Source organism: Stenotrophomonas chelatiphaga, from assembly GCF_001431535.1.
Lineage (GTDB): Bacteria > Pseudomonadota > Gammaproteobacteria > Xanthomonadales > Xanthomonadaceae > Stenotrophomonas > Stenotrophomonas chelatiphaga.
The window spans coordinates 47,708-67,797 of sequence record NZ_LDJK01000005.1 but is presented as its reverse complement, the minus strand read 5'-3'; the positions used below and the strand labels follow the sequence as shown (position 1 = coordinate 67,797).

Here is a 20,090-nt window from a genome sequence, read left to right as displayed (position 1 = left end):
CGCATGCTCTCGCGCTTCTTCATCCATCGCCCCATCTTTGCCTGGGTGCTGGCGATCTGCATCATGGCGCTGGGCAGCATGGCGGTCGTCCAGCTGCCGGTGGAACAGTACCCGGACATCGCCCCGCCGCAGATCAACATCACCGCCCGCTACACCGGCGCCTCCGCGCAGACGGTGGAAGACAGCGTCACCCAGGTGATCGAACAGCAGATCAAGGGCATCGACAACCTGCTGTATTTCTCGTCCACCAGTTCGTCCAACGGGCAGTCGCGCATCACCGTCACCTTCGACCAGCGGGCCGATCCGGATATCGCCCAGGTGCAGGTGCAGAACAGCGTCAACCAGGCCATCAACCGCCTGCCCCAGGAGGTGCAGCAGCAGGGGGTGACGGTCGCCAAATCGCAGGGCGATGCGCTGATGGTGGTGGCGCTGTATGACACCACCGGGCGGATGCAGCGCGTGGACGTGTCGGACTTCCTGACCAGCAGCGTGCAGGATCCGATGAGCCGGATTCCCGGCGTCGGCGAGATCGATGTGTTCGGTGCACCGTACGCGATGCGGATCTGGATGGATCCCCACCAGCTGCGTGCCTATGGCCTGATGCCCTCGGACATCCGCACCGCGGTGGAAGCGCAGAACACCCAGGTGACCGCCGGCGAGCTCGGCGCGCTGCCGGCGGCGGCCGACCAGCGGCTCAATGCCACGGTGACCGCGCAGTCGCGGCTGCAGACCCCCGAACAGTTCCGCGAGATCATCCTGAAGACACTGCCCAATGGTGCGGCGGTCACCCTGGGCCAGGTAGCGCGGGTGGAGATCGGCGCGGAAGGCTACACGATGAGCAGCTTCCTCAACGGCTATCCGGCCGCGGGTTTTTCGGTGACGCTGGCGTCGGGCGCCAACGCGCTGGCCACCGCCGATGCGATCCGCGCGGAGATGGAGCGGCTCAAGCCGACCTTCCCGCCGGGCCTGCAGGTGGCCTATCCGCGCGACAGCACGCCGTTCGTGCGGGTGTCCGTGGAAGGGGTGGTGCACACCCTGATCGAAGCGATCCTGCTGGTGGTCGTGGTGATGTTCCTGTTCCTGCAGAACCTGCGTGCCACGTTGATTCCGGCCATCACCGTGCCGGTGGTGCTGCTGGGTACGTTCGGCATCCTGGCGGTTGCCGGGTTCACCATCAACACGCTGACCCTGTTCGCGATGGTGCTGGCGATCGGCCTGCTGGTGGACGATGCGATCGTGGTGGTGGAGAACGTGGAGCGCATCATCCACGAGGAAGGCCTGCCACCACGCGAGGCAACCGAACGTTCGATGGGTGAGATCACCGGTGCGCTGATCGGCATCACCGTGGTGCTGGGCGCGGTGTTCCTGCCGATGGCGATGTTCGGCGGAGCCACCGGCATCATCTACCGGCAGTTCTCCGTCACCATCGCATCGGCGATGGCGCTGTCGGCGCTGGTGGCGCTGACCCTGACGCCGGCGCTGTGCGCCACCCTGCTCAAGCCGGCCGACAAGGAGCGCCCACCGGGCCGCTTCTTCCGCTGGTTCAACCGCGGCGTGGAGCGTACCCAGCAGGCCTACCAGGGACGGCTGGGCCGGATCGTGGCCCACCCACGGCGCTGGATGGCCTTCTATCTCGTGGTGCTGGTCGCGGTCGGGCTGTTGTATACGCGCATGCCGACCGGCTTCCTGCCGGTGGAAGACCAGGGCCTGGTGATGTTCCAGTTCAATACGCCCGAAGGCACGCCGATGGCCAGGACGGAGGCGTTGGGCGAGGAGATCGGACGCTATTTCCGCGAGAACGAAAAGCAGAATGTCGACGTGGCCTTCGTGGTGGTCGGGCGCAACAACGCCGGCACCGGGCAGAACGCCGGCCAGGGCTTCGTGGCGCTGAAGCCGTGGAGCGAGCGCGATGCCGACAACAGTGCCGCGGCGATCATCGGCCGGGCCAACAAGCACTTCGCCGGGCTGGTGGATGCCAAGGTCAACGTGCTGTCTCCGCCGGCAGTGCGTGGGCTGGGGCAGTCCAGCGGCTTCGAGCTGTGGCTGCAGGACAGCAGCGCGGCGGGCCGCCAATCCCTGCAGGGTGCGCAGCAGCGCGTGGTGCAGGCGGCCAACGCCGATGCCGGGTTGTCTTCGGTGCGGCTGAACGGCCTGGGTGACAAGGCGCAGCTGCAGCTGGACATCGACCATGCGCAGGCCAGTGCGCTGGGCCTGTCGCAGGCGGATATCAATTCCACCTTGTCGGCAGCGTGGGGCGGCAGCTACATCAACGACTTCCTCGACCGTGGCCGGGTCAAGCGCGTGTACATGCAGGGCGACCAGCCGTACCGGTCGGTACCGGAAGACATCGGCCAGTGGTACGTGCGTGGCAGCGATGGCCAGATGGCCTCCTTCGCCAGCTTCGCCAGCAGCCACTGGACGCGTGGCCCGCAGCTGCAGCAGCGCTTCAACGGGCTGCCGGCGATGGAGCTGCAGGGCAGTGCCGCCGAGGGCAGCAGCTCTGGCCAGGCCATGCAGCGCATGCAGCAGCTGGTGGGCCAAGAGCAGGGTGTCAGCCTGCAGTGGAGTGGCCTGTCCTACCAGGAGCAGATGGCGAGCAGCCAGACGCTGTGGCTGTACCTGGCCTCGATCGCGTTCATTTTCCTGTGCCTGGCGGCGTTGTACGAAAGCTGGTCGGTGCCGGTGGCAGTGGTGCTGGTGATCCCGTTGGGGGTGCTGGGCACGGTGCTGGCCACGACCGGTGCGGGTTTCATCAACGACATCTACTTCCAGGTCGGCCTGCTGACCACCATAGGCCTGTCGGCCAAGAACGCGATCCTGATCGTGGAGTTCGCCGAGGCCGAATACAACGCGGGCCGCACGGCGGTGGAGGCAGCCCTGGAGGGTGCGCGCCTGCGACTGCGGCCGATCGTGATGACCTCGCTGGCGTTCGTGGCCGGCGTGGTGCCGCTGGCCCTGGCGACCGGCGCCGGGGCGGTAAGCCGCCGCGAGATCGGTGTCAGCGTGATCGGCGGGATGGTGTCCGGCACGGTGCTGGCGATCCTGCTGGTGCCGTTGTTCTTCGTGCTGGTACGCGGGCTGTCGCGGCGGAAAACGCCCGCCTGAATCGGCTGGGCGGTGCCGTTCAGCGCGGTCATCGCGGTGTCATTGCCGGATCACATGGCGGTCGCCGGGGCGGGGATAGGGTGGACGCACCCGCCCCCAACGGAGACCTGCCATGTGGCTCATTGACCGACTGCTTGCCGTTCCGGCCTCGGTGCCGGTTGCCCCCGCACCGGAAGCCTTGCCAGAAGCGCACGCGCGCCGGCTGACCCTCAAGCGCCCCGCGCGTGCCGGGCGCATGGCGATCTCCCCGTGGCAGAAAGTCGCCGCGCCGTCCCGCCGCAGCCGCCACTGACGGCTTACGGGCGGTCTGCTGTGCGGTCCGCCGGGTGGTGCACTCCATCGTTGGTGGGCACCTCGCCGAGCGCGAACGGGTCGATGCCCTGCAGGCAGGCCACGTTGTAGCCGAACTCGCGTGGATTGGAGCGCCGCCGGTGATGGGTGTAGATGCCGCAGACGCTGCAGAACCAGTGTTCGGCCACGTGCGTGTTGAACTGATACAGCCGCAGCTGTTCGGCGCCGCGCACCACCTGCAGGCCGTCTTCCGGAACGCTGGCGGTGATGGCGCCGCGCCTTCGGCACATCGAACAATCGCAACGACGGGGTTCGACGATGCCGTCCGGCAGGTGCAGCCGCAGCTCAACCGCGCCGCAATGGCAGGTGGCGGTGTGGTGCTCGTTGACCGGGATTCCGGCAACCGATCTGATGCCCATGGGGTGCTCCACGTGGATGTCCGCATTGTGTACCAGGTATCGGTGGGTGACGACCGTTGGTCGTAGCGCCTTCCGGCGCAACCTGAACAGGCATCCATTCCGCCCCGACGCAGCTTGTGGCTAACTAGGCGCCCCACGGATGAAGTGACAGCACCACAGTGAAGGCAGCAGGACGTTGGACGATCGCGATCATCATGCTGCTTGGCGCCCTGTGGGCCGGCGGGCTGCTGTTCTACCAGATGCCCGGGCCGGTATGGCTGGCAGGGCTGCTGGCGCTGGCCTGGCTGCTCGCTGCGGGCTGGATGGCACTGCGCGTTGCGCGCGGACGCGCCGACCGGCGGGTGGGATCGGCCTACGTGCTGGGCATGGCCTGTGCCGCCCTGTGGTGGACCGCGCTGAGCCCCAGCCAGGACCGCGTCTGGGCCGATGACGTGGCTGAGCGCCTGCACGTGGTCGCCTTTGATGGGCACCACGTGGTGTTGGACAACGTGCGTGATTTCACCTGGCGCAGCGAACAGGACTACGACGCACGCTGGGTACGCCGTGAGTACGACCTGCAGCAGCTGCGCTCGGCCGATCTGGTGATGTCGTACTGGATGGGCCCGGCCATCGCCCACACGCTGGTGTCGTTCGGCTTCGCCGACGGACGCCAGCTGGTGTTCTCGCTGGAAATCCGCAAGGAACGTGGCGAGTCGTTCTCCGCGCTGGGCGGCTTCTTCCGCAAGTTCGAGATGACCCTGGTGGCGTCGGAGGAAACCGACATCATCCGCACGCGTACCAATGCACGCGGCGAAGATGTCTATCTGTACCGCCTGCACGCGCTGAGCCAGGCGCAGCTGCGCACGCTGTTCACCGGCTACATCGACCAGGCGCGCAGCCTGGATGCCGCTCCTGCGTTCTACAACACGCTGACCAGCAACTGCACCACCATCGTGTTCGACCTGGCGCGCCACATCGCGCCGGGGCTGCCGCTGGACTACCGCCTGCTGGCGTCGGGCTACCTGGACGAGTATGCCTTTGACCAGGGTGCGCTGGCGCCGGGCTATTCCTTCGCCACGCTGAAGGCACGTGCACGGATCACCGCGCGTGCGCTGCAGCCGCAGGCGCAGAATGATTTCTCTGCCTGGATACGCCGCGGCGTTCCCGGTACCGCACAGGAAGACCAACCATGATGGCCGCTGCATTCCCCCTGGACTGGCAGCGCCGCCTGCGCCTGCTGCTGGCAGCCAGCGTGCTGCTGATCGGCAGTGGCTGCGCGATGGTGACGGTGAAGCAGGTCGCCAACACGGACTACCTGACCACCAAGCGGTCCGACGTGCTGACCACTGGAAAGCTGAGCGCGGCGTCGCAGGAAACGCTGAGCGTGGTCGGGCTGGACGCCAGCCAGTGTGGCAAGGATGTGGTGGTATGCCGCAGGACGCTGCTGGATACCCATGGCATCAGTACCGAACAGCGCATGTCGGCGTTGTCCGAGCTGTGGGTGCAGACCGCGTTGGCGCTCAGCCCCAAGCCCAAGCACGCCGACAAGGAACCCATGAGCGATGCGGCGGTGGATGCCTGGCTGGAAGCGGCCCGCTACGCCTATGCGTACCTGTTCTTCAGCGGGCGCGCACCGTCCGACCGTGCCTTTGAAGACCGCCAGACCCAGGTGCGCGACTATTACAACTACGCCGCCGAACAGACTGCATCGGTGGTGTTCCGGCGGGCGCGCGCCTCCGCGCTGGAAGGCGAGGATTACAACGCCCCCGTGGCCGGTGAGCGCTGGACGATCACCTCCGACTACGATCGCCTGTCGATGCCCAGCATCCCGACCCGGTTGGTGTCGGCGGCCACGATCAGTTTCGTCGGCCTGCGCAGCACCTACCGTCGCGATGGCTTCGGCGCGGAACTGGTGGTGGTGATGGACCCGCCGAAGTTGAGCACGCCGCTGCCCGATGCCGATGCCCCGGTTGATGGTGCGGCACCCAAGCGCAGGCATGAGGTGCCGCAGTACAGCGAGATGTCTTCGATCAATGCCACCGCGCTGCTGCGCTTCAAGGGCGATTCGCTGGATGAAGTACTGCAGACCAGCCAGGTGCTGCTGGACGTGTATTCGCCCGAGGCCACCGAGCGCGTGGACCTGCATGGCCAGCAGGTACCGCTGGCCGGCAATTTCACCGCCGCCTACGGGCTGTGGCTTGCGCAGAGCGGCTTCGCCACGCAGGCCCTGCGCACCCTGTTCGGCATGGCCGAAGGGATCAAGGAACCGCACATCTACCTGATGCAGCCCTGGGATCCGAACCGCCGCATCATCTTCATGCTGCACGGCCTGGGCAGCAGTCCCGAGGCCTGGGTGAACGTGGCCAATGAGATCATGGGCGAAGAAGAGCTGCGCCGTGAGTTCCAGGTGTGGCAGGTGTATTACCCGACCAATGCACCGATCGCCCTGAACCGCTATGAGATCTCGCGTGCGTTCAACAGCACCCTCAAACACTTCGATCCGGGCGGGCAATCGCGCGCCTCCAAGGACCAGGTGTTCATCGGCCACAGCATGGGCGGCGTGCTGGGGCGCCTGATGCTCAGTTCGTCAGGCGATGTGCTGTGGAATGACCTGATGGCGCGCTATGAGCTGAAGGGTGAGCGCCTGCAACGGGTGAAGACCAAGCTGGGGCCGTTGCTGCAGTTCCAGCCGCAGCCGAACGTGGAACGGGCGATCTTCATCGCAGCCCCGCACAAAGGCACGGACATCGCCGGTAACCGGGTGGGGCGGCTGATCGGGCGCCTGGTGCGCCTGCCGCTGACGATCCTGGGGTCGTTCGAGGATGCGTTCAACACCCTGCAGCAGGCCGATGCGCAGCGCAGCGGCAGCGAGAAGCTGCGCGTGCCCAACAGCATCGACAACCTCAAATCCAGCGATCCCTTCGTGATGGCGGCGGCTTCATTGCCGATCCAGCCGGGGCTGAAATATCACTCGATCATTGCCCACCGCAAGCCGGAGGTGCCGCTGCTGCAGTCCGATGACGGACTGGTGCCGTACTGGAGCGCGCACCTGGACGGGGCGGTGTCGGAGAAGGTGATCATCTCCGGCCACAGCGTGCAGGAAACCCCACAGGCGGTGCTGGAAATCCGCCGCATCCTGCGCGAGGACGTGGACGAGGTGGGCGCACGGCCCTGAGCGGGTGTCCGGAGCAGGGTGTCAGGCGCTTGGTGGGTGACGATGGGTGTCTGACGATGGGTGTCTGGCGATGGGTGGGTGACGACCGTTTGGTCGTCACAGGGCCGCCATCCGCTTTACCTGATGCCGTAAGTGCCTTCGCTCGCACCACAGGCGCGGGGCACACAGGCCTGCGTCTGAGTAGTGAGGAAGCCTTGTTTGTAACCAATGCAGTTGACGCCTATCTGGGCTGTTCCATCGAACGGCTTGGAGAAGTACTCAACGTTGTCGTAGAAGCAGCGCCTGTTGTCGACGCTTACTCCGTACTTGGCTGCTCCAGCAACAGAGCTCTTTACGCTGATTGCTCCGATGGCAAAGAATGTCTTCCCTACAAAGGCACTGCCAGACGGAGCTCGAGTAAGTGAGTAGTCGGTTGTCCTGCCCAGCTTCTCTGCTGGGTCCAAGCGGAGTAGCTCGATCTCTTCGGCTGTGGCAGGCAAGGCCGGTACTGATCGCGCGTCGCGACAATTCCACGCGGCAATGGCATCTTCACCCCCTATGATTCCGGTGGATGTGTTAGGGATCATTCCTTGCTTCAGGCACAATGCTTCATGATAGATCTTCGTGGCAGCGGGTTGATCGCTGAAATCAATAAAGAACCGCTGTCCCGAGAGCCGTCGCAACTTCTGTTCCAGGCGGATCTTGCCTCCATTGAAATCGGAGTGCTCGGATGTGCGGAGTATGACGTCGCCGTCCGCACGGTGTTCCACAATGCGGTCGCGGTAACCGACCAATGGGAGCGGGACCAGGGCGGCTGAGAAAAGCAACACGTTGGCAAGCATGGCGATGTCCTGTGCGGTGGACCTGCATGGTTGCGATTTACGGACGCACTGAACTTGGCTGACCTCCCAGAGTGCAGAAAAGCAATCGAGAAGCAGGTTGTATGTCGTTGCGTACTATCGGCGGATTCAAAACACCTAGCAGCCGCTGCGGTCAGATCCGCCGCGCGACGACCGTTGCCAGCAATGCCAGCAGCAGCGTCACGGCGAAGCAGAGCAGGTAGCCCAGCGTCTCGCGGCCATCGATGAAGGCCGCGAACAGCGAGCCCGACAACGCCAGCGTGGTCGCCACGCCGACGCCTTCGCTGAGCTGCAGCGCCGAGCTGTTGGCGCCCTGTTCGTGCGGCGCCGACATCGACAAGGTGAGCACCGACAGGCTGGGGTAGATCAGGCCCATGCCCAGCCCGGTCAGTGACCACCCCGCGAGGGCGAGCAACAGCGGCACGCCCTGCTGCAGGGTCAGCGAGGTCAGCAGCAGGCCGCCGCACATCATCCACGCACCGGCCTGCAACAGGTGTGCGCGGGTCCAGCCGTGGCGCTGGTGTCCCTGCATCCACGAGCCGGAGAACCAGCCCAGCGCGCCCATGCTCAGCGCGGCGCCGGCCCATAGCGGTGACAGGTCGCGCTCGCGCTGCAGCAGCAGCGGCAGGAACGCTTCGGCGGCGAAGAAGGCCGAGGCGGCGATGCCACGCATCGCGATCACGCTGGGCAGGCCGCGGCCCAGGCGCAGGGTCCCGGCTGGCAGCAGGTGGCGGGCGCAGACAACGAGCAGCACCAGCGCCGCTGCCATCAGTGCGACGGCGACGGTTCCCTGCTGCTGGCCGCCCAGGTAAAGCAGCAGCGCGGCAAGCGCAGTACCGATCGCCCAGCGCACCACCGGACGTGCCGCCACGTCCGTGCGCGGATCCTGCGCGCTGGCGCGCAAGGCCGGCATCAGCAGCAGCGCGGCCGGCACGGCCAGCACCGGGACCGCCAGGAATACCCAGCGCCAACCGACGTACTGCACGATCAGCCCGCTGATCGCCGGGCCGACCAGCGATGGCACCACCCAGCCGGCGGAAAATGCAGCGAACACCTTCGGCCGCAATGCTTCGGGGAAGGTGCGCGCCACCAGCACGTACAACGACACCGACACCGCGCCGATGCCCACGCCCTGCAGCAGGCGCCCGGCCACCAGCACGCCCATGCGCGGTGCCAGTCCGGCCACGACCAGCCCGGCCAGGAAGAAGCCCAGTCCAAACCACAGCGGACGCGCCGGCCCTCGCTGGTCGCACAGGCGACCGGCCACGCTCATGCCGATCACGCTGGTCGCCAGTGCACCGCCGAAGGCGAGGGCGTACAGGCGCAGGCCGTCCAGCGCCTGCGCCACGGTGGGCATCGCTGCGGCCACGGCCAAGGCTTCGAACGCCACCAGTGCGACCAGCGCGACCATGCCGAGCGTAGTGGCGCGATAGCGCGGCGAAAGAATGGAAGCATCATCCGGTGGAGCGATCGAGGCGGCGGGGGCGTTCATGCAGGCACTTGTATTGGCGAAGCGGAGGCGGCAGCATCGCGCCTCAACCAAGGTTGAGGTCAAGTGATGGCGACGCAGGAGCTTAGTGTAGGCGAGGTGGCCAAGCGCAGCGGCGTGGCGGTGTCCGCGCTGCACTTCTATGAGCGCAAGGGGCTGATCCGCAGCCTGCGCAACGCAGGCAACCAGCGCCGCTTCCCGCGCGAGGTGCTGCGGCGGCTGGCGGTGATCCGCGTGGCCCAACGCGTGGGCATGCCGCTGGAAGCGGTGGGTGCGGCGTTGGCCGAGCTGCCCGAAGGACGTACGCCGACCAAGGCCGAATGGGCACGCATGTCCGCCCGCTGGCGTACCGAGCTGGATGAGCGCATCCAGCTGCTGCAGTTCCTGCGTGACCAGTTGACCGGCTGCATCGGATGCGGCTGTCTTTCGCTGAAGCGCTGCCGGCTGGCCAACCCGGATGACATGCTGGCTGCGCAGGGCGACGGGCCACAGCGCTGGGAATAGCGGGGCGTAGGGCCGACCGGGATCGGCATCCTCTGTTTCACCACACGGTGAGTGTCTGCCCGCTCTGGATGCCTTCCACCGCACGCTGGTAGGCCAGCGCGACGCGGCGGGCGGGTGCCGGCTCGAAGCCCGGAAAATACGGCGCATAGGCGGCCGCTGATTCCTCCAGCACGGTCGGGCTGACGATGTTGATGCGCAGTCCACGCGCGGCCAATTCGAACGCCGCAGCGCGCACGAAGCCTTCCAGCGCCGCGTTGACGGCGGTGGCGTTGCTGCCGTCGCGTATCGGCTGGGCGCTGATGATGCCGCTGGTGAGGGTGATGGAGCCGCCTGCGCGCAGGTGGTGTTGCGCAGCCAGCGCCAGCCGTACCTGGCCGAGCAGTTTGTCCTGCAGGCCGCTGTCGAACTGGGCGGCGCTCATGTCCTGCAGGGGACCGAAGTGGACCTGGCCGGTGGTGGCGATCACCGCGTCCAGCGGGCCGGTGGCCTCGAACAGTGCCTGCACGCTGCGGTCGTCGGTGAGGTCGACCTGGTACTGACCATTGTGGCGGCCCGCGCCGAGGATTTCATGCCGCTGGCCCAGGTGGGCGGCGACGGCCTGGCCGAGGGTGCCGGACGCGCCGACAATCAGGATCTTCATGCTGCTTCTCCGTTGGGGATGCGCGCAGTGTGATCCCCATCTTAGGTTTCGGTAAGGGGTGTAAGATTCGCTGATTCAGAACCAGGAGTTCGCAATGGAAACCCTGCGCTGCATGAGGGCGTTCGTGGCGGTGGCCGACCATGGCAGTTTCTCGCGCGCCGCCGTGCACCTGCAGGTATCGGCGGTGATGGTGGGCAAGTACATCCAGCAATTGGAGGCGCACCTGGGCACGGCGCTGCTGCAGCGGAACACGCGCCGACAGCGGCTGACCGAGGCCGGCGTGGCCTACCTGGCAGGGTGCCGCCAGGTGCTGGAGCAGGTGCAGCAGGCCGAAGCGAGCGTGGCTGGCCTGCAACTGCAGCCGCGCGGGCTGCTCCGGGTGAGCGCGCCGACCACCTGGGGCAGCTGCGTGCTCGCGCCTGCATTGGCATCGTTGCTGCAGGCGCAGCCTCTGGTGAACATTGAGCTGGATCTCAGCAACCGCACCGTGGACTTGATCGAGGATGGCTTCGATGCGGCGATCCGGGTGGGCGCGCTGCCTTCAGGCGCGCTGGTGGCACGCGCGCTGCCGCCCTACGCGATGAGCCTGTGCGCGTCACCGGCGTACCTGCGGCGTCGGGGCACCCCGCAGGTGCCGTCCGACCTCGCCGCGCATGACTGCCTGAGCCACCTGGCGTGGCGGGGTGGTCATGGCTGGCAGCTGGCCAATGGCGAACCGGTGGACTGGGAGGGGCAGGCGCGGCTGAGCAGCAACGATGGGCAGGCGCTGCGGCTGGCGGCGCTGGCCGGTGCCGGTCTGGTGCTGCAACCCACGTCACTGCTGGGTGAAGACATCGCCGCGGGGCGGCTGGTTACGTTGCTGGCCGACCATCTGCCAGTACCGCGGCCAATGAACCTGATCTACCTGCCTGATCGTCGGCCGCGACCGCGGTTGCAGTGTTTCGTAGAGTTCATGCTAGAGCGGTTTCCGGTGCCGCCTGTCCCTGAACCGGCACCGTAGCGCCACGCGCGGCGAGCGGGAAGCAACGCGCTGAACGGCCAGCGGCCGTCACTCCCCTTGGCGCTTCAATCGTTGGCGGCGGACAGTTCGCGGCCGCGTGCCTGGGCGGCGGCAAGGGCCTTCGCGACCAGGGGCTCGAAGCCGCCGGCCTGGAACGCTTCGATCGCCGCGTGCGTGGTGCCGCCCGGCGAGGTCACCCGGCGGCGCAGCTCGGCCGGCGCTTCGCCGGCTTCATCCAGCATGCGTGAGGCCCCCAGCAGGGTCTGCTGCACCAGCGTGCGCGCCGCCTCGGGCGGCAACCCCTGCGCGATGCCGGCCGCCTCCATCGCCTCGGCCAGCAGGAAGACATAGGCCGGCCCGCTGCCGGACACGGCAGTGACCGAATCCATCAGCGCTTCATCGTCCACCCATACGGTGCGGCCGGCGCTGGACAGCACCCGGTCCGCCTGCGCGCGCTGTGCAGCGGTGACCTGGGCGGTGGCATACAGGCCGGTAACGCCCGCACCCAGCAGGGCAGGGGTATTGGGCATCGCACGCACCACGGCGATATTGCCGCCCAGCCAGCGGTCCAGCTGGGCGCTGGTGATGCCGGCGGCGATGGAGACCAGCAGGGGGCGCTTTGCAGTCGCCAAGGCGTGCAGCGTGGCACATACCTCGCGCAGCACCTGCGGCTTCACCGCCAGCAGCCAGGCGCCAGCCTGGGCAGCGGCCTCGCTGGCGGTGGCGTGCGGGCTGACGCCGAAATCGGCGGCGAGGGCATCGCGCAGCGCCGCCACGGGTTCAGCGACATGGATGTCGGCGGCCGGGGTGCCCTGGCGGACCAGCCCGGCGATCAGGCTGCGGGCCATGTTGCCGCCGCCGATGAAGGCGATGGAGGAATCGGTCATGCGGATGCTCCTTTCAGTTCAAGCCGGATGGACGCGCGCGCCGAACAGCGCGGTGCCGATGCGGACCAGGGTGGCACCGTCGGCGACGGCCTCGGCGTAGTCGCTGCTCATGCCCATGGACAGCGTGTCGGCCTGCGGATACCGGCCGTGCAGCGCCTGCTGCAGCGCGTGCATGCGGGCGAAGGCGGCGTGGCGCCGCGCGGGGTCGGGCCACGGCGCGGGGATGGCCATCAGCCCGCGCAGTTGCAGGGTGGGCTCGGCGGCGATGGCGGCCGCCAGCGCATCGATCTGCGCGGGCTGGCAGCCATGCTTGCTGCTTTCGTCATCGATGTTGACCTGGATCAGCACGTTCAACGGGGGCAGATCAGCCGGCCGATGGCGCGCGAGCGCGGCCACCAGCTTGGGCCGGTCCACGCTCTGCACCCACTGGAAGTGACGCGCGACCGGCTCGGCCTTGTTCGACTGCAGATGGCCGATCAGGTGCCATTCCAGCCCAAGGCCTTGCAGCGCCTCGATCTTGGCCAGGGCCTCCTGTACGTAATTCTCGCCGAAGGCGCGCTGGCCTTCGGCGGCCAATGCGGCAATCGCCGCGGTCGGCTGGGTCTTGGACACGGCCAGCAGGGTGGGCACTGGCCGCCCGGCGGCCTGCGCCGCGTTCTGCAGGTTGCTCAGTATTCCGGGCAGGGGACTTTGCACGTGACGCGTTCCGGTCTGACAGGACGCTATACTGACGCCCGGGGAAAGATCCTTCCAGTCGAAGCCGTTATTGGGGAGTAGCCGCTCATGGATATCGCCGAGCTGTTGGCGTTTTCCGTAAAAAACAAAGCATCCGACCTGCACCTGTCCGCAGGCCTGCCGCCGATGATCCGCGTGGATGGCGACGTCCGTCGCATCAATATCCCGGCGCTGGACCACAAGCAGGTGCATGCGCTTGTCTACGACATCATGTCGGACAAGCAGCGTCGCGATTACGAAGAGTTCCTCGAGGTCGATTTCTCGTTCGAGATTCCGTCGCTCGCGCGCTTCCGTGTCAACGCCTTCAACCAGAACCGTGGCGCCGGTGCGGTGTTCCGTACCATTCCGTCCGAAGTGCTGACCCTGGAGGACCTGGCCTGCCCGCCGCTGTTCCGCGAGGTGATCCAGCAGCCGCAGGGCCTGATCCTGGTGACCGGTCCGACCGGTTCGGGCAAGTCGACCACGCTGGCGGCGATGATCGATTACATCAACAAGAACGAGTACGGGCACATCCTCACCGTCGAGGATCCGATCGAATTCGTGCATACCTCGCAGAAGTGCCTGATCAACCAGCGCGAAGTGCACCGCGATACCCACGGCTTCAACGAAGCGCTGCGTTCGGCCCTGCGTGAAGATCCGGACATCATCCTGGTCGGCGAACTTCGCGACCTGGAAACCATCCGCCTGGCGCTGACCGCGGCGGAAACCGGCCACCTGGTGTTCGGCACGCTGCATACCAGTTCGGCGGCCAAGACCATCGACCGCATCATCGACGTGTTCCCGGCCGGCGAAAAGCCGATGGTGCGCTCGATGCTGTCCGAGTCGCTGCGCGCGGTGATTTCGCAGGCCCTGTTGAAGAAAGTGGGCGGCGGTCGTACTGCAGCGTGGGAAATCATGGTCGGCACCCCGGCCATCCGCAACCTGATCCGCGAGGACAAGGTGGCGCAGATGTATTCGGCCATCCAGACCGGCCAGCAGCACGGCATGATGACCCTGGACCAGCACCTGCAGGACCTGGTCAAGCGCAGCCTGATCACGCGCAACCAGGCCAAAGAGTACGCCAAGGACAAGCGCCTGTTCGAGTAAGGCAGGCGACGGCGGGCGGCGCGCGTCGGCTCGGCGCGCACCGCGGGCCGCCGTGCCGAGCCCCCGTCCCGTTTCCTGGAGTCTGCCGTGAACAGTGCCGCCACCAATACCATCGATTTCACTTCTTTCCTCAAGCTGATGGCGCACCAGCGCGCCTCGGACCTGTTCATCACCGCGGGCATGCCGCCGGCGATCAAGGTCAACGGCAAGATCTCGCCGATCACCCAGACCCCGCTGACGCCGCAGCAGAGCCGCGACCTGGTGCTGAACGTGATGACGCCGGCGCAGCGCGAGGAATTCGAAAAGACCCACGAGTGCAACTTCGCCATCGGCCTGTCCGGGGTCGGTCGCTTCCGCGTCAGCTGCTTCTACCAGCGCAACCAGGTGGGCATGGTGCTGCGCCGGATCGAAACGCGCATTCCCACCGTGGATGAGCTGGCGCTCCCGCCGATCATCAAGACGCTGGCGATGACCAAGCGCGGCATCATCCTGTTCGTCGGCGCGACCGGTACCGGCAAGTCGACCTCGCTCGCGGCGATGATCGGCTACCGCAACCACAACTCGACCGGCCACATCATCACCATCGAAGATCCGATCGAGTTCGTGCACCGCCACGAGGGCTGCATCATCACCCAGCGCGAAGTCGGCATCGATACCGACAGCTGGGAAGCGGCGCTGAAGAACACCCTGCGCCAGGCGCCGGACGTGATCATGATCGGCGAGGTGCGTACCCGCGAAGGCATGGACCATGCCATCGCTTTCGCCGAAACCGGTCACCTGGTGCTGTGCACGCTGCACGCGAACAACGCCAACCAGGCGATGGACCGCATCATCAACTTCTTCCCGGAAGACCGTCGCAACCAGCTGCTGATGGATCTGTCGCTGAACATCAAGGGCGTGGTCGCGCAGCAGCTGATTCCTTCGCCGGACGGCCGTTCGCGCAAGGTGGCGATGGAAATCATGCTCGGTACCCCGCTGGTGCAGGATTACATCCGCGAAGGTGAGATCCACAAGCTCAAGGAGGTGATGAAGGAGTCCACCCAGCTGGGCATGAAGACCTTCGACCAGAGCCTGTTCGAGCTGTACCAGGCCGGCGAAATCAGCTACGAAGATGCGCTGCGCTATGCGGATTCGCAGAACGAAGTGCGTCTGAAGATCAAGCTGAGCCAGGGCGGCGACGCCCGCACGCTGGCACAGGGTCTGGACGGCGTGGAAATCTCCGAAGTCCGCTGAGCCCGCCGCGCGCTGCCAGGGCATCGGAAATCGGGTAGTGACGGCCGCTGGCCGTCAACCGAGATGCCGCGCATCGCGCTCGCCGAGCACGGCTCGGCGCTACCAAGGCGTCGGACCTCGCGGTAGTGACGGCCGTTGGCCGTCATTTCGCATGGGTGACGACCAGCGGTCGTCACTATCCTCATTCCATGCCGAGCTTCTTCAGCTTGTAGCGCAGGGCGCGGAAGGTGATGCCCAGCTGCGCGGCGGTGCGGGTCTTGTTCCAGCGGTTTTCTTCCAGCGCGCGCTGGATCGCGGTGCGCTCCATCTGTTCGATGTACGAGGGCAGGGCGGCATTGCCGGCCGGCAGGTCGACCACCGCTTCCACGGGCGGCGCGGCGGCATTGCCACCGGAGCGGCCATTCGGCTGTGGCAGGCGCAGGTCGGCCGCGCCGATGGTGTCTCCCTCGGCCAGCGCCAGTGCGCGCTCCAGGATGTTTTCCAGTTCGCGCACGTTGCCGGGGAAGCTGTACACCGTGAGCGCATCCAGCGCCGACGGTGCCAGCAGCGGCACCGCACAGCCGTGGGTACGCGCCAACCGGGCCAGGATCGCACCGGCCAGTTCGGGCAGGTCCTGGTGGCGCTCGCGCAGCGGCGGCACGCGCAGTTCGATCACGTTGATGCGGTAGTAAAGGTCATGCCGGAAGCGGCCTTCGTCAACCAGCTCGGACAGGTCCTTGTGGGTGGCCGACAGGATGCGTACGTCCACCGCGATTTCCGCTGACGCGCCGACCGGGCGCACCGACTTTTCCTGGATGGCACGCAGCAGCTTGACCTGCATCTGCAGCGGCAGTTCGGCCACTTCATCCAGGAACAGGGTGCCGCCGTGTGCTGCCTGGAACAGGCCGGGTTTGTCGGCGTGGGCGCCGGTGAAGCTGCCCTTCTTGTGGCCGAAGAACTCGCTTTCCATCAGCTCCGATGGGATGGCACCGCAGTTGACCGGGATGAACGGACCGGCCGCGCGCGCGCCCTGTTCGTGGATGGTGCGCGCGACCAGTTCCTTGCCCACCCCGGATTCGCCCAGGATGTAGACCGGTGCCTGGCTGCGCGCGACCTTGCCCAGCGTGCTGCGCAGGGTGTCCATCGCCGGTGAGCCGCCGAGCAGGCGGCCTTGTTGTTCGGCCGGGGCGGCCACCGGCGGGCGTTCGGTGTTGTTGAGTTCCAGTGCGTGCTTGACCAGCCCGCGCAGCACCGCGATGTCCACCGGCTTGCTGACGAAATCGAACGCGCCGGCCTTCAGTGCTTCCACGGCAAGGTCCATGCTGCCGAAGGCGGTGATCATCGCTACCGGCGTACGGGGGTAGTGCTGCGCGATTTCGGTGACCAGTTCGATGCCGTTGCCATCGGGCAGCCGCATGTCGGTGATGCACAGGTCGTACGGATTGCTGGCCAGCAGCTCGCGTGCTTCGGCGAGATTGGCGGCGGTGTTGATGCGCAGGCCCATCCGGCCCAGGGTCAGCACCAGCAGTTCGCGGATGTCGCGCTCGTCGTCGACGACCAGTGCGCTACGGGTTTCGTTCATGGGGAAGAAGATAGCGGAGGGGGGCGATGCCGACAAATCATTGACGCACGGCGGGGGCCGTCATCCTGACGAAAAGGTGTGCGGGGCGGGCAGGATGATGCGGAAACAGGCGCCGCCCGCGGGCACGGGCACGTACTCCAGCCGCGACTGGTTGGCACGACACAGTTCGCGGGCGATGTACAGGCCCAGCCCGGTGCCATGCTCGGACGTGGTGAAGAAGGGATTGAACAACTGCGCGGCGACGGCGTCGGGAATGCCGGGGCCGCGGTCCATCACATCGATCACCGGGCTGCCCTCCAGCCGCCCCAGACGCAAGCGTACGCGCGCCGGCTGTTCGCCGATGCGGCCATACTTCAGCGCGTTGTGGACCAGCGCGGTCAGCACCTGGTGCAGGTGGCGCGGATCGACCATCGCGGCGACCGAGGTTTCCGAAATGATCGATTCCACGCTGTCCGTTTCCAGCGACAGGCCCTGTTTGTACTCCAGCACGAAGCGGCGGACCAGCGCGACCAGGTCCACGTTTTCCGGGTTGGCGCGCTCGCGGCGGGCAAGGCCCAGCACGCTTTCCACGATGCCGTTGGTGCGCTGGCACTGCTGGTGGATGATCTGCAGCAGGCGACGGTCGCCTTCGCTGAAGTTGCCGTCTTCTTCTTCCAGCAGCTGCACCGCGTAATTGATCGCCGCCAGCGGATTGCGGATTTCATGCGCCAGGCTGGCCGAGAAACGGCCGAGCGCGGACAGCGTCAGTGATTCGGCCCGCTTGGACACCACGCTGGAGTCATCCAGGAACACCAGGGTGAGGTCACTGCCGGCCCACAGGCGGGCGAATCGCGGCTGCACTTCGGGCTGGTCCGGGGACAGCATCAGCGGCGTCTCTTCCTGGTTGCCGCCGGTGCGCCAGCGATGCAGCCGGCGCGCCAGTTCCGGTGCTGTGCGGGTCAGGCCCGGCCGCTCACCGCCGCTGCCGACGTCGTGGTCGCCGAGCAGCGCCGATGCGGCTTCGTTGACCAGGGTGATGCGGTTCTGGCCGTCCACCACCATCACCCCGGTGCGCATGCGACGGATGATGAGTTCGTTGATCTGGTACAGGTTGGCCACTTCGTCGCCGCGCTGGTTGGCCAGTTGCTGGCTGTGGCGGGCGCGGTTGGCGACCTGTGAGCTGATGAATGCCAACGCCAGATAGCTGGTGGTGAACATCGCCAGTTCGGCCAGCGTACGGGTGGGGGCACCACCTTCCAGCAGCTTCCACAGATACTCGGCCACGGTGGCGACGCTGGCCCCCACCGCCAGCCCCAGCGCCATCGGGAACGGCAGCATGGTCGCGGCGGCGGCGATGTTGAACAGCAGCGACATCGAGATGCCAGCGCTGGCCCCGGGCAGGGCATGGGCCAGCAGCGAAGCGACGACGATGTCCAGGCTGACGCCGACCAGCACGAACTGCTGCAGCCAGCGCTCGCTGCGCCCCAGCAGCAGCATCAGCACCGAGAACAGCCAGTAGCCGCCGGACACGTAAGTGGCCAGTTCGGGGTGGTTCGCCTGCCCCAGCAGGTCGGCCATCGGGCTGAACATCAGCCCGGCGATCGCGGTGGCGATCAGCAGCCGGTACAGGGCAAAGAAATACAGTTCGCGTCGAGGAATGGACTCGATGCGGTCGATCAGTGATGCGGTCGGTGCCACGCCAAAACTCCCCTTCTGGCTTGCGTGCAGTATAGGCATGGATGGGGTCCCGGCCGGCCGGTTGCCGCGCGCCGGCTGCGCGCCATCCCGCGCCAGGCGCGCCGGCCGATCCCGGGGGGCAGCCACAAATAACTGAAAAACCAGAAAAATCCGGCGCCGCACGGTGTGTCATCCCGCTGTCTTTGCGCCACGCGCCGGGGTCAGCCACAATAGCGGGCCCGCCGCGGTCCGTGCCGGTGCCCGTGAGGGAGCCTTGGAGGAGATGCGTGCGGTCGTTCCTATTCCCACGGTGACGCATGAATTTCCACGAATACCAGTCAAAACAGCTGCTTGCCGAGTACGGCATTCCCGTCCCGGCCGGCAAGGTCGCGGCTACCCCGGACGAAGCAGTCGCAGCAGCGACCTCGCTGGGCCAGGGCCCCTGGATGGTCAAGGCGCAGATCCATGCTGGCGGTCGCGGCAAGGCAGGCGGCGTCAAGTTCTGCAAGACCACCGACGACGTGAAGGCCGCTGCGGCCAAGATGCTCGGCACCAAGATGGCCACCTACCAGACCGCCGGCGTCGAGCTGCCGGTCAACCTGGTGCTGGTGACCACCGCCGGTGAGATCGTCAAGGAACTGTACCTGTCGGTCCTGGTCGACCGCGGCACCAAGACCATCACCTACATCGCTTCTTCGGAAGGCGGCGTGGAAATCGAGCAGGTCGCGGCGGAAACCCCGGAGCTGATCCACTCGCTGAACGTCGACTTCGTCGAAGGCGTGCAGGGTTACCACGGCCGTGATTTCGGCTTCAAGCTCGGCCTGACCGCCAAGCAGGCCGGCCAGTTCGCCAGCATCATGGTGAACCTGTACAAGCTCTTCAACGAAAAGGACCTGGCGCTGGTTGAAATCAACCCGCTGGCGATCCTGGACGACGGCAACCTGTACGCGTTGGACGGCAAGTTCGACAGCGACGACAACGCCGCGTTCCGTCAGAAGGCCCTGGTCGCCATGCGCGACAAGACCCAGGAAGACGAAACCGAAGTGACCGCTTCGGAGCTGGACATCAACTACGTCACCATGGACGGCAACATCGGCTGCATGGTCAACGGCGCCGGTCTGGCCATGGCCACCATGGACGTCATCAAGCTCAACGGCGGCGAGCCGGCGAACTTCCTGGACGTGGGCGGCGGTGCGAACAAGCAGCGCGTCATCGAAGCGTTCAAGCTGATCCTGTCCTCGGACAAGGTCGAAGGCATCTTCGTCAACATCTTCGGCGGCATCGTCCGCTGCGACATGATCGCCGAAGGCATCATCGCCGCGGTCAAGGAAGTGGGCGTCAAGGTTCCGGTCGTGGTGCGCCTGGAAGGCACCAACGTGGAAGAAGGCAAGCAGCTGCTGCGTGACAGCGGCATGGCCATCATCCCGGCTGACAACATCAACGACGGCGCCAAGAAGGTCGTTGAAGCTGTCAAGAACGCCGCCTGATCCG

Annotated in this window: 17 protein-coding genes; 9 read left to right on the top strand and 8 right to left on the bottom strand. The window is 66.5% G+C overall.

Going from position 1 to position 20,090, the window contains the following annotated elements:
* Positions 1-3 precede the first annotated feature (3 nt).
* On the top strand, positions 4-3,105 hold the full coding sequence (locus ABB28_RS01410) for an efflux RND transporter permease subunit (RefSeq protein WP_057506914.1): 3,102 nt from the start codon (positions 4-6) through the stop codon (positions 3,103-3,105).
* A gap of 112 nt (positions 3,106-3,217) precedes the next feature.
* The gene (locus ABB28_RS17875; protein ID WP_152983345.1) at positions 3,218-3,397 is read left to right on the top strand and encodes a hypothetical protein; all 180 of its coding nucleotides are present in this window, start codon (positions 3,218-3,220) and stop codon (positions 3,395-3,397) included.
* 4 nt (positions 3,398-3,401) lie between these two features.
* Here ABB28_RS17875 and ABB28_RS01405 read toward each other — a convergent pair whose 3' ends face one another.
* A complete protein-coding gene (locus tag ABB28_RS01405) occupies positions 3,402-3,815 on the bottom strand; it encodes a GFA family protein (RefSeq protein WP_057506913.1) in 414 nt (137 codons plus the stop codon).
* A 194-nt stretch (positions 3,816-4,009) separates the two neighbouring features.
* On the opposite strand from ABB28_RS01405, the gene ABB28_RS01400 reads away from it, so the two are divergent.
* A complete protein-coding gene (locus ABB28_RS01400) occupies positions 4,010-4,987 on the top strand; it encodes an Lnb N-terminal periplasmic domain-containing protein (protein WP_057507022.1) in 978 nt (325 codons plus the stop codon).
* A complete protein-coding gene (locus ABB28_RS01395) occupies positions 4,987-6,969 on the top strand; it encodes an esterase/lipase family protein (RefSeq protein ID WP_057507021.1) in 1,983 nt (660 codons plus the stop codon). The genes ABB28_RS01400 and ABB28_RS01395 overlap by 1 nt, the downstream gene beginning before the upstream one ends.
* Positions 6,970-7,085: 116 nt before the next feature.
* Here the strand turns inward: ABB28_RS01395 and ABB28_RS01390 are convergent, their stop codons facing one another.
* On the bottom strand, positions 7,086-7,790 hold the full coding sequence (locus ABB28_RS01390; protein ID WP_057506912.1) for a hypothetical protein: 705 nt from the start codon (positions 7,788-7,790) through the stop codon (positions 7,086-7,088).
* Positions 7,791-7,941: 151 nt separating this feature from the next.
* A complete protein-coding gene (locus tag ABB28_RS01385) occupies positions 7,942-9,300 on the bottom strand; it encodes an MFS transporter (protein ID WP_057506911.1) in 1,359 nt (452 codons plus the stop codon).
* Between the two features lie 66 nt (positions 9,301-9,366).
* Between ABB28_RS01385 and soxR the strand changes: the two genes are divergently transcribed.
* Positions 9,367-9,801, top strand: a complete 435-nt coding sequence (soxR, locus tag ABB28_RS01380) for a redox-sensitive transcriptional activator SoxR (protein WP_057506910.1) — start codon at positions 9,367-9,369, stop codon at positions 9,799-9,801.
* Between the two features lie 37 nt (positions 9,802-9,838).
* Here the strand turns inward: soxR and ABB28_RS01375 are convergent, their stop codons facing one another.
* Positions 9,839-10,441: a short chain dehydrogenase gene (locus ABB28_RS01375; RefSeq protein ID WP_057506909.1), complete on the bottom strand. Its 603-nt coding sequence runs from the start codon at positions 10,439-10,441 to the stop codon at positions 9,839-9,841.
* Between the two features lie 94 nt (positions 10,442-10,535).
* Here ABB28_RS01375 and ABB28_RS01370 point away from each other — a divergent pair, with 94 nt between their 5' ends.
* Positions 10,536-11,441, top strand: coding sequence for a LysR family transcriptional regulator (locus ABB28_RS01370; protein WP_057506908.1), 906 nt, complete (start codon positions 10,536-10,538; stop codon positions 11,439-11,441).
* 65 nt (positions 11,442-11,506) lie between these two features.
* Here ABB28_RS01370 and proC read toward each other — a convergent pair whose 3' ends face one another.
* Both proC and ABB28_RS01360 read right to left on the bottom strand, forming a co-directional pair.
* A complete protein-coding gene (gene proC, locus ABB28_RS01365) occupies positions 11,507-12,328 on the bottom strand; it encodes a pyrroline-5-carboxylate reductase (protein WP_057506907.1) in 822 nt (273 codons plus the stop codon).
* An 18-nt stretch (positions 12,329-12,346) separates the two neighbouring features.
* Entirely contained in the window at positions 12,347-13,024 is a 678-nt protein-coding gene (locus ABB28_RS01360) for a YggS family pyridoxal phosphate-dependent enzyme (RefSeq protein WP_057506906.1), read from the bottom strand.
* A gap of 87 nt (positions 13,025-13,111) precedes the next feature.
* On the opposite strand from ABB28_RS01360, the gene ABB28_RS01355 reads away from it, so the two are divergent.
* A complete protein-coding gene (locus ABB28_RS01355) occupies positions 13,112-14,149 on the top strand; it encodes a type IV pilus twitching motility protein PilT (RefSeq protein ID WP_042613426.1) in 1,038 nt (345 codons plus the stop codon).
* A gap of 87 nt (positions 14,150-14,236) precedes the next feature.
* The gene (locus tag ABB28_RS01350) at positions 14,237-15,382 is read left to right on the top strand and encodes a PilT/PilU family type 4a pilus ATPase (RefSeq protein ID WP_080335115.1); all 1,146 of its coding nucleotides are present in this window, start codon (positions 14,237-14,239) and stop codon (positions 15,380-15,382) included.
* A gap of 181 nt (positions 15,383-15,563) precedes the next feature.
* Here the strand turns inward: ABB28_RS01350 and ABB28_RS01345 are convergent, their stop codons facing one another.
* Positions 15,564-16,943, bottom strand: coding sequence for a sigma-54-dependent transcriptional regulator (locus ABB28_RS01345; RefSeq protein ID WP_057506905.1), 1,380 nt, complete (start codon positions 16,941-16,943; stop codon positions 15,564-15,566).
* Positions 16,944-17,003: 60 nt separating this feature from the next.
* Positions 17,004-18,620, bottom strand: a complete 1,617-nt coding sequence (locus tag ABB28_RS01340) for a sensor histidine kinase (protein ID WP_083491858.1) — start codon at positions 18,618-18,620, stop codon at positions 17,004-17,006.
* 296 nt (positions 18,621-18,916) lie between these two features.
* On the opposite strand from ABB28_RS01340, the gene sucC reads away from it, so the two are divergent.
* Positions 18,917-20,086, top strand: coding sequence for an ADP-forming succinate--CoA ligase subunit beta (gene sucC, locus ABB28_RS01335; RefSeq protein WP_057506903.1), 1,170 nt, complete (start codon positions 18,917-18,919; stop codon positions 20,084-20,086).
* Positions 20,087-20,090 lie beyond the last annotated feature (4 nt).

Coding starts and splice junctions, on each gene's coding strand:
- ABB28_RS01355 (WP_042613426.1), top strand. CDS start 13,112: ATGGATATCGCCGAGCTGTTGGCGTTTTCCGTAAAAAACAAAGCATCC.
- ABB28_RS01375 (WP_057506909.1), bottom strand. CDS start 10,441: ATGAAGATCCTGATTGTCGGCGCGTCCGGCACCCTCGGCCAGGCCGTC.
- ABB28_RS01405 (WP_057506913.1), bottom strand. CDS start 3,815: ATGGGCATCAGATCGGTTGCCGGAATCCCGGTCAACGAGCACCACACC.
- ABB28_RS01370 (WP_057506908.1), top strand. CDS start 10,536: ATGGAAACCCTGCGCTGCATGAGGGCGTTCGTGGCGGTGGCCGACCAT.
- ABB28_RS01345 (WP_057506905.1), bottom strand. CDS start 16,943: ATGAACGAAACCCGTAGCGCACTGGTCGTCGACGACGAGCGCGACATC.
- ABB28_RS01385 (WP_057506911.1), bottom strand. CDS start 9,300: ATGAACGCCCCCGCCGCCTCGATCGCTCCACCGGATGATGCTTCCATT.
- ABB28_RS01410 (WP_057506914.1), top strand. CDS start 4: ATGCTCTCGCGCTTCTTCATCCATCGCCCCATCTTTGCCTGGGTGCTG.
- ABB28_RS01390 (WP_057506912.1), bottom strand. CDS start 7,790: ATGCTTGCCAACGTGTTGCTTTTCTCAGCCGCCCTGGTCCCGCTCCCA.
- soxR (WP_057506910.1), top strand. CDS start 9,367: ATGGCGACGCAGGAGCTTAGTGTAGGCGAGGTGGCCAAGCGCAGCGGC.
- ABB28_RS17875 (WP_152983345.1), top strand. CDS start 3,218: ATGTGGCTCATTGACCGACTGCTTGCCGTTCCGGCCTCGGTGCCGGTT.
- proC (WP_057506907.1), bottom strand. CDS start 12,328: ATGACCGATTCCTCCATCGCCTTCATCGGCGGCGGCAACATGGCCCGC.
- ABB28_RS01400 (WP_057507022.1), top strand. CDS start 4,010: ATGCTGCTTGGCGCCCTGTGGGCCGGCGGGCTGCTGTTCTACCAGATG.
- ABB28_RS01395 (WP_057507021.1), top strand. CDS start 4,987: ATGGCCGCTGCATTCCCCCTGGACTGGCAGCGCCGCCTGCGCCTGCTG.
- sucC (WP_057506903.1), top strand. CDS start 18,917: ATGAATTTCCACGAATACCAGTCAAAACAGCTGCTTGCCGAGTACGGC.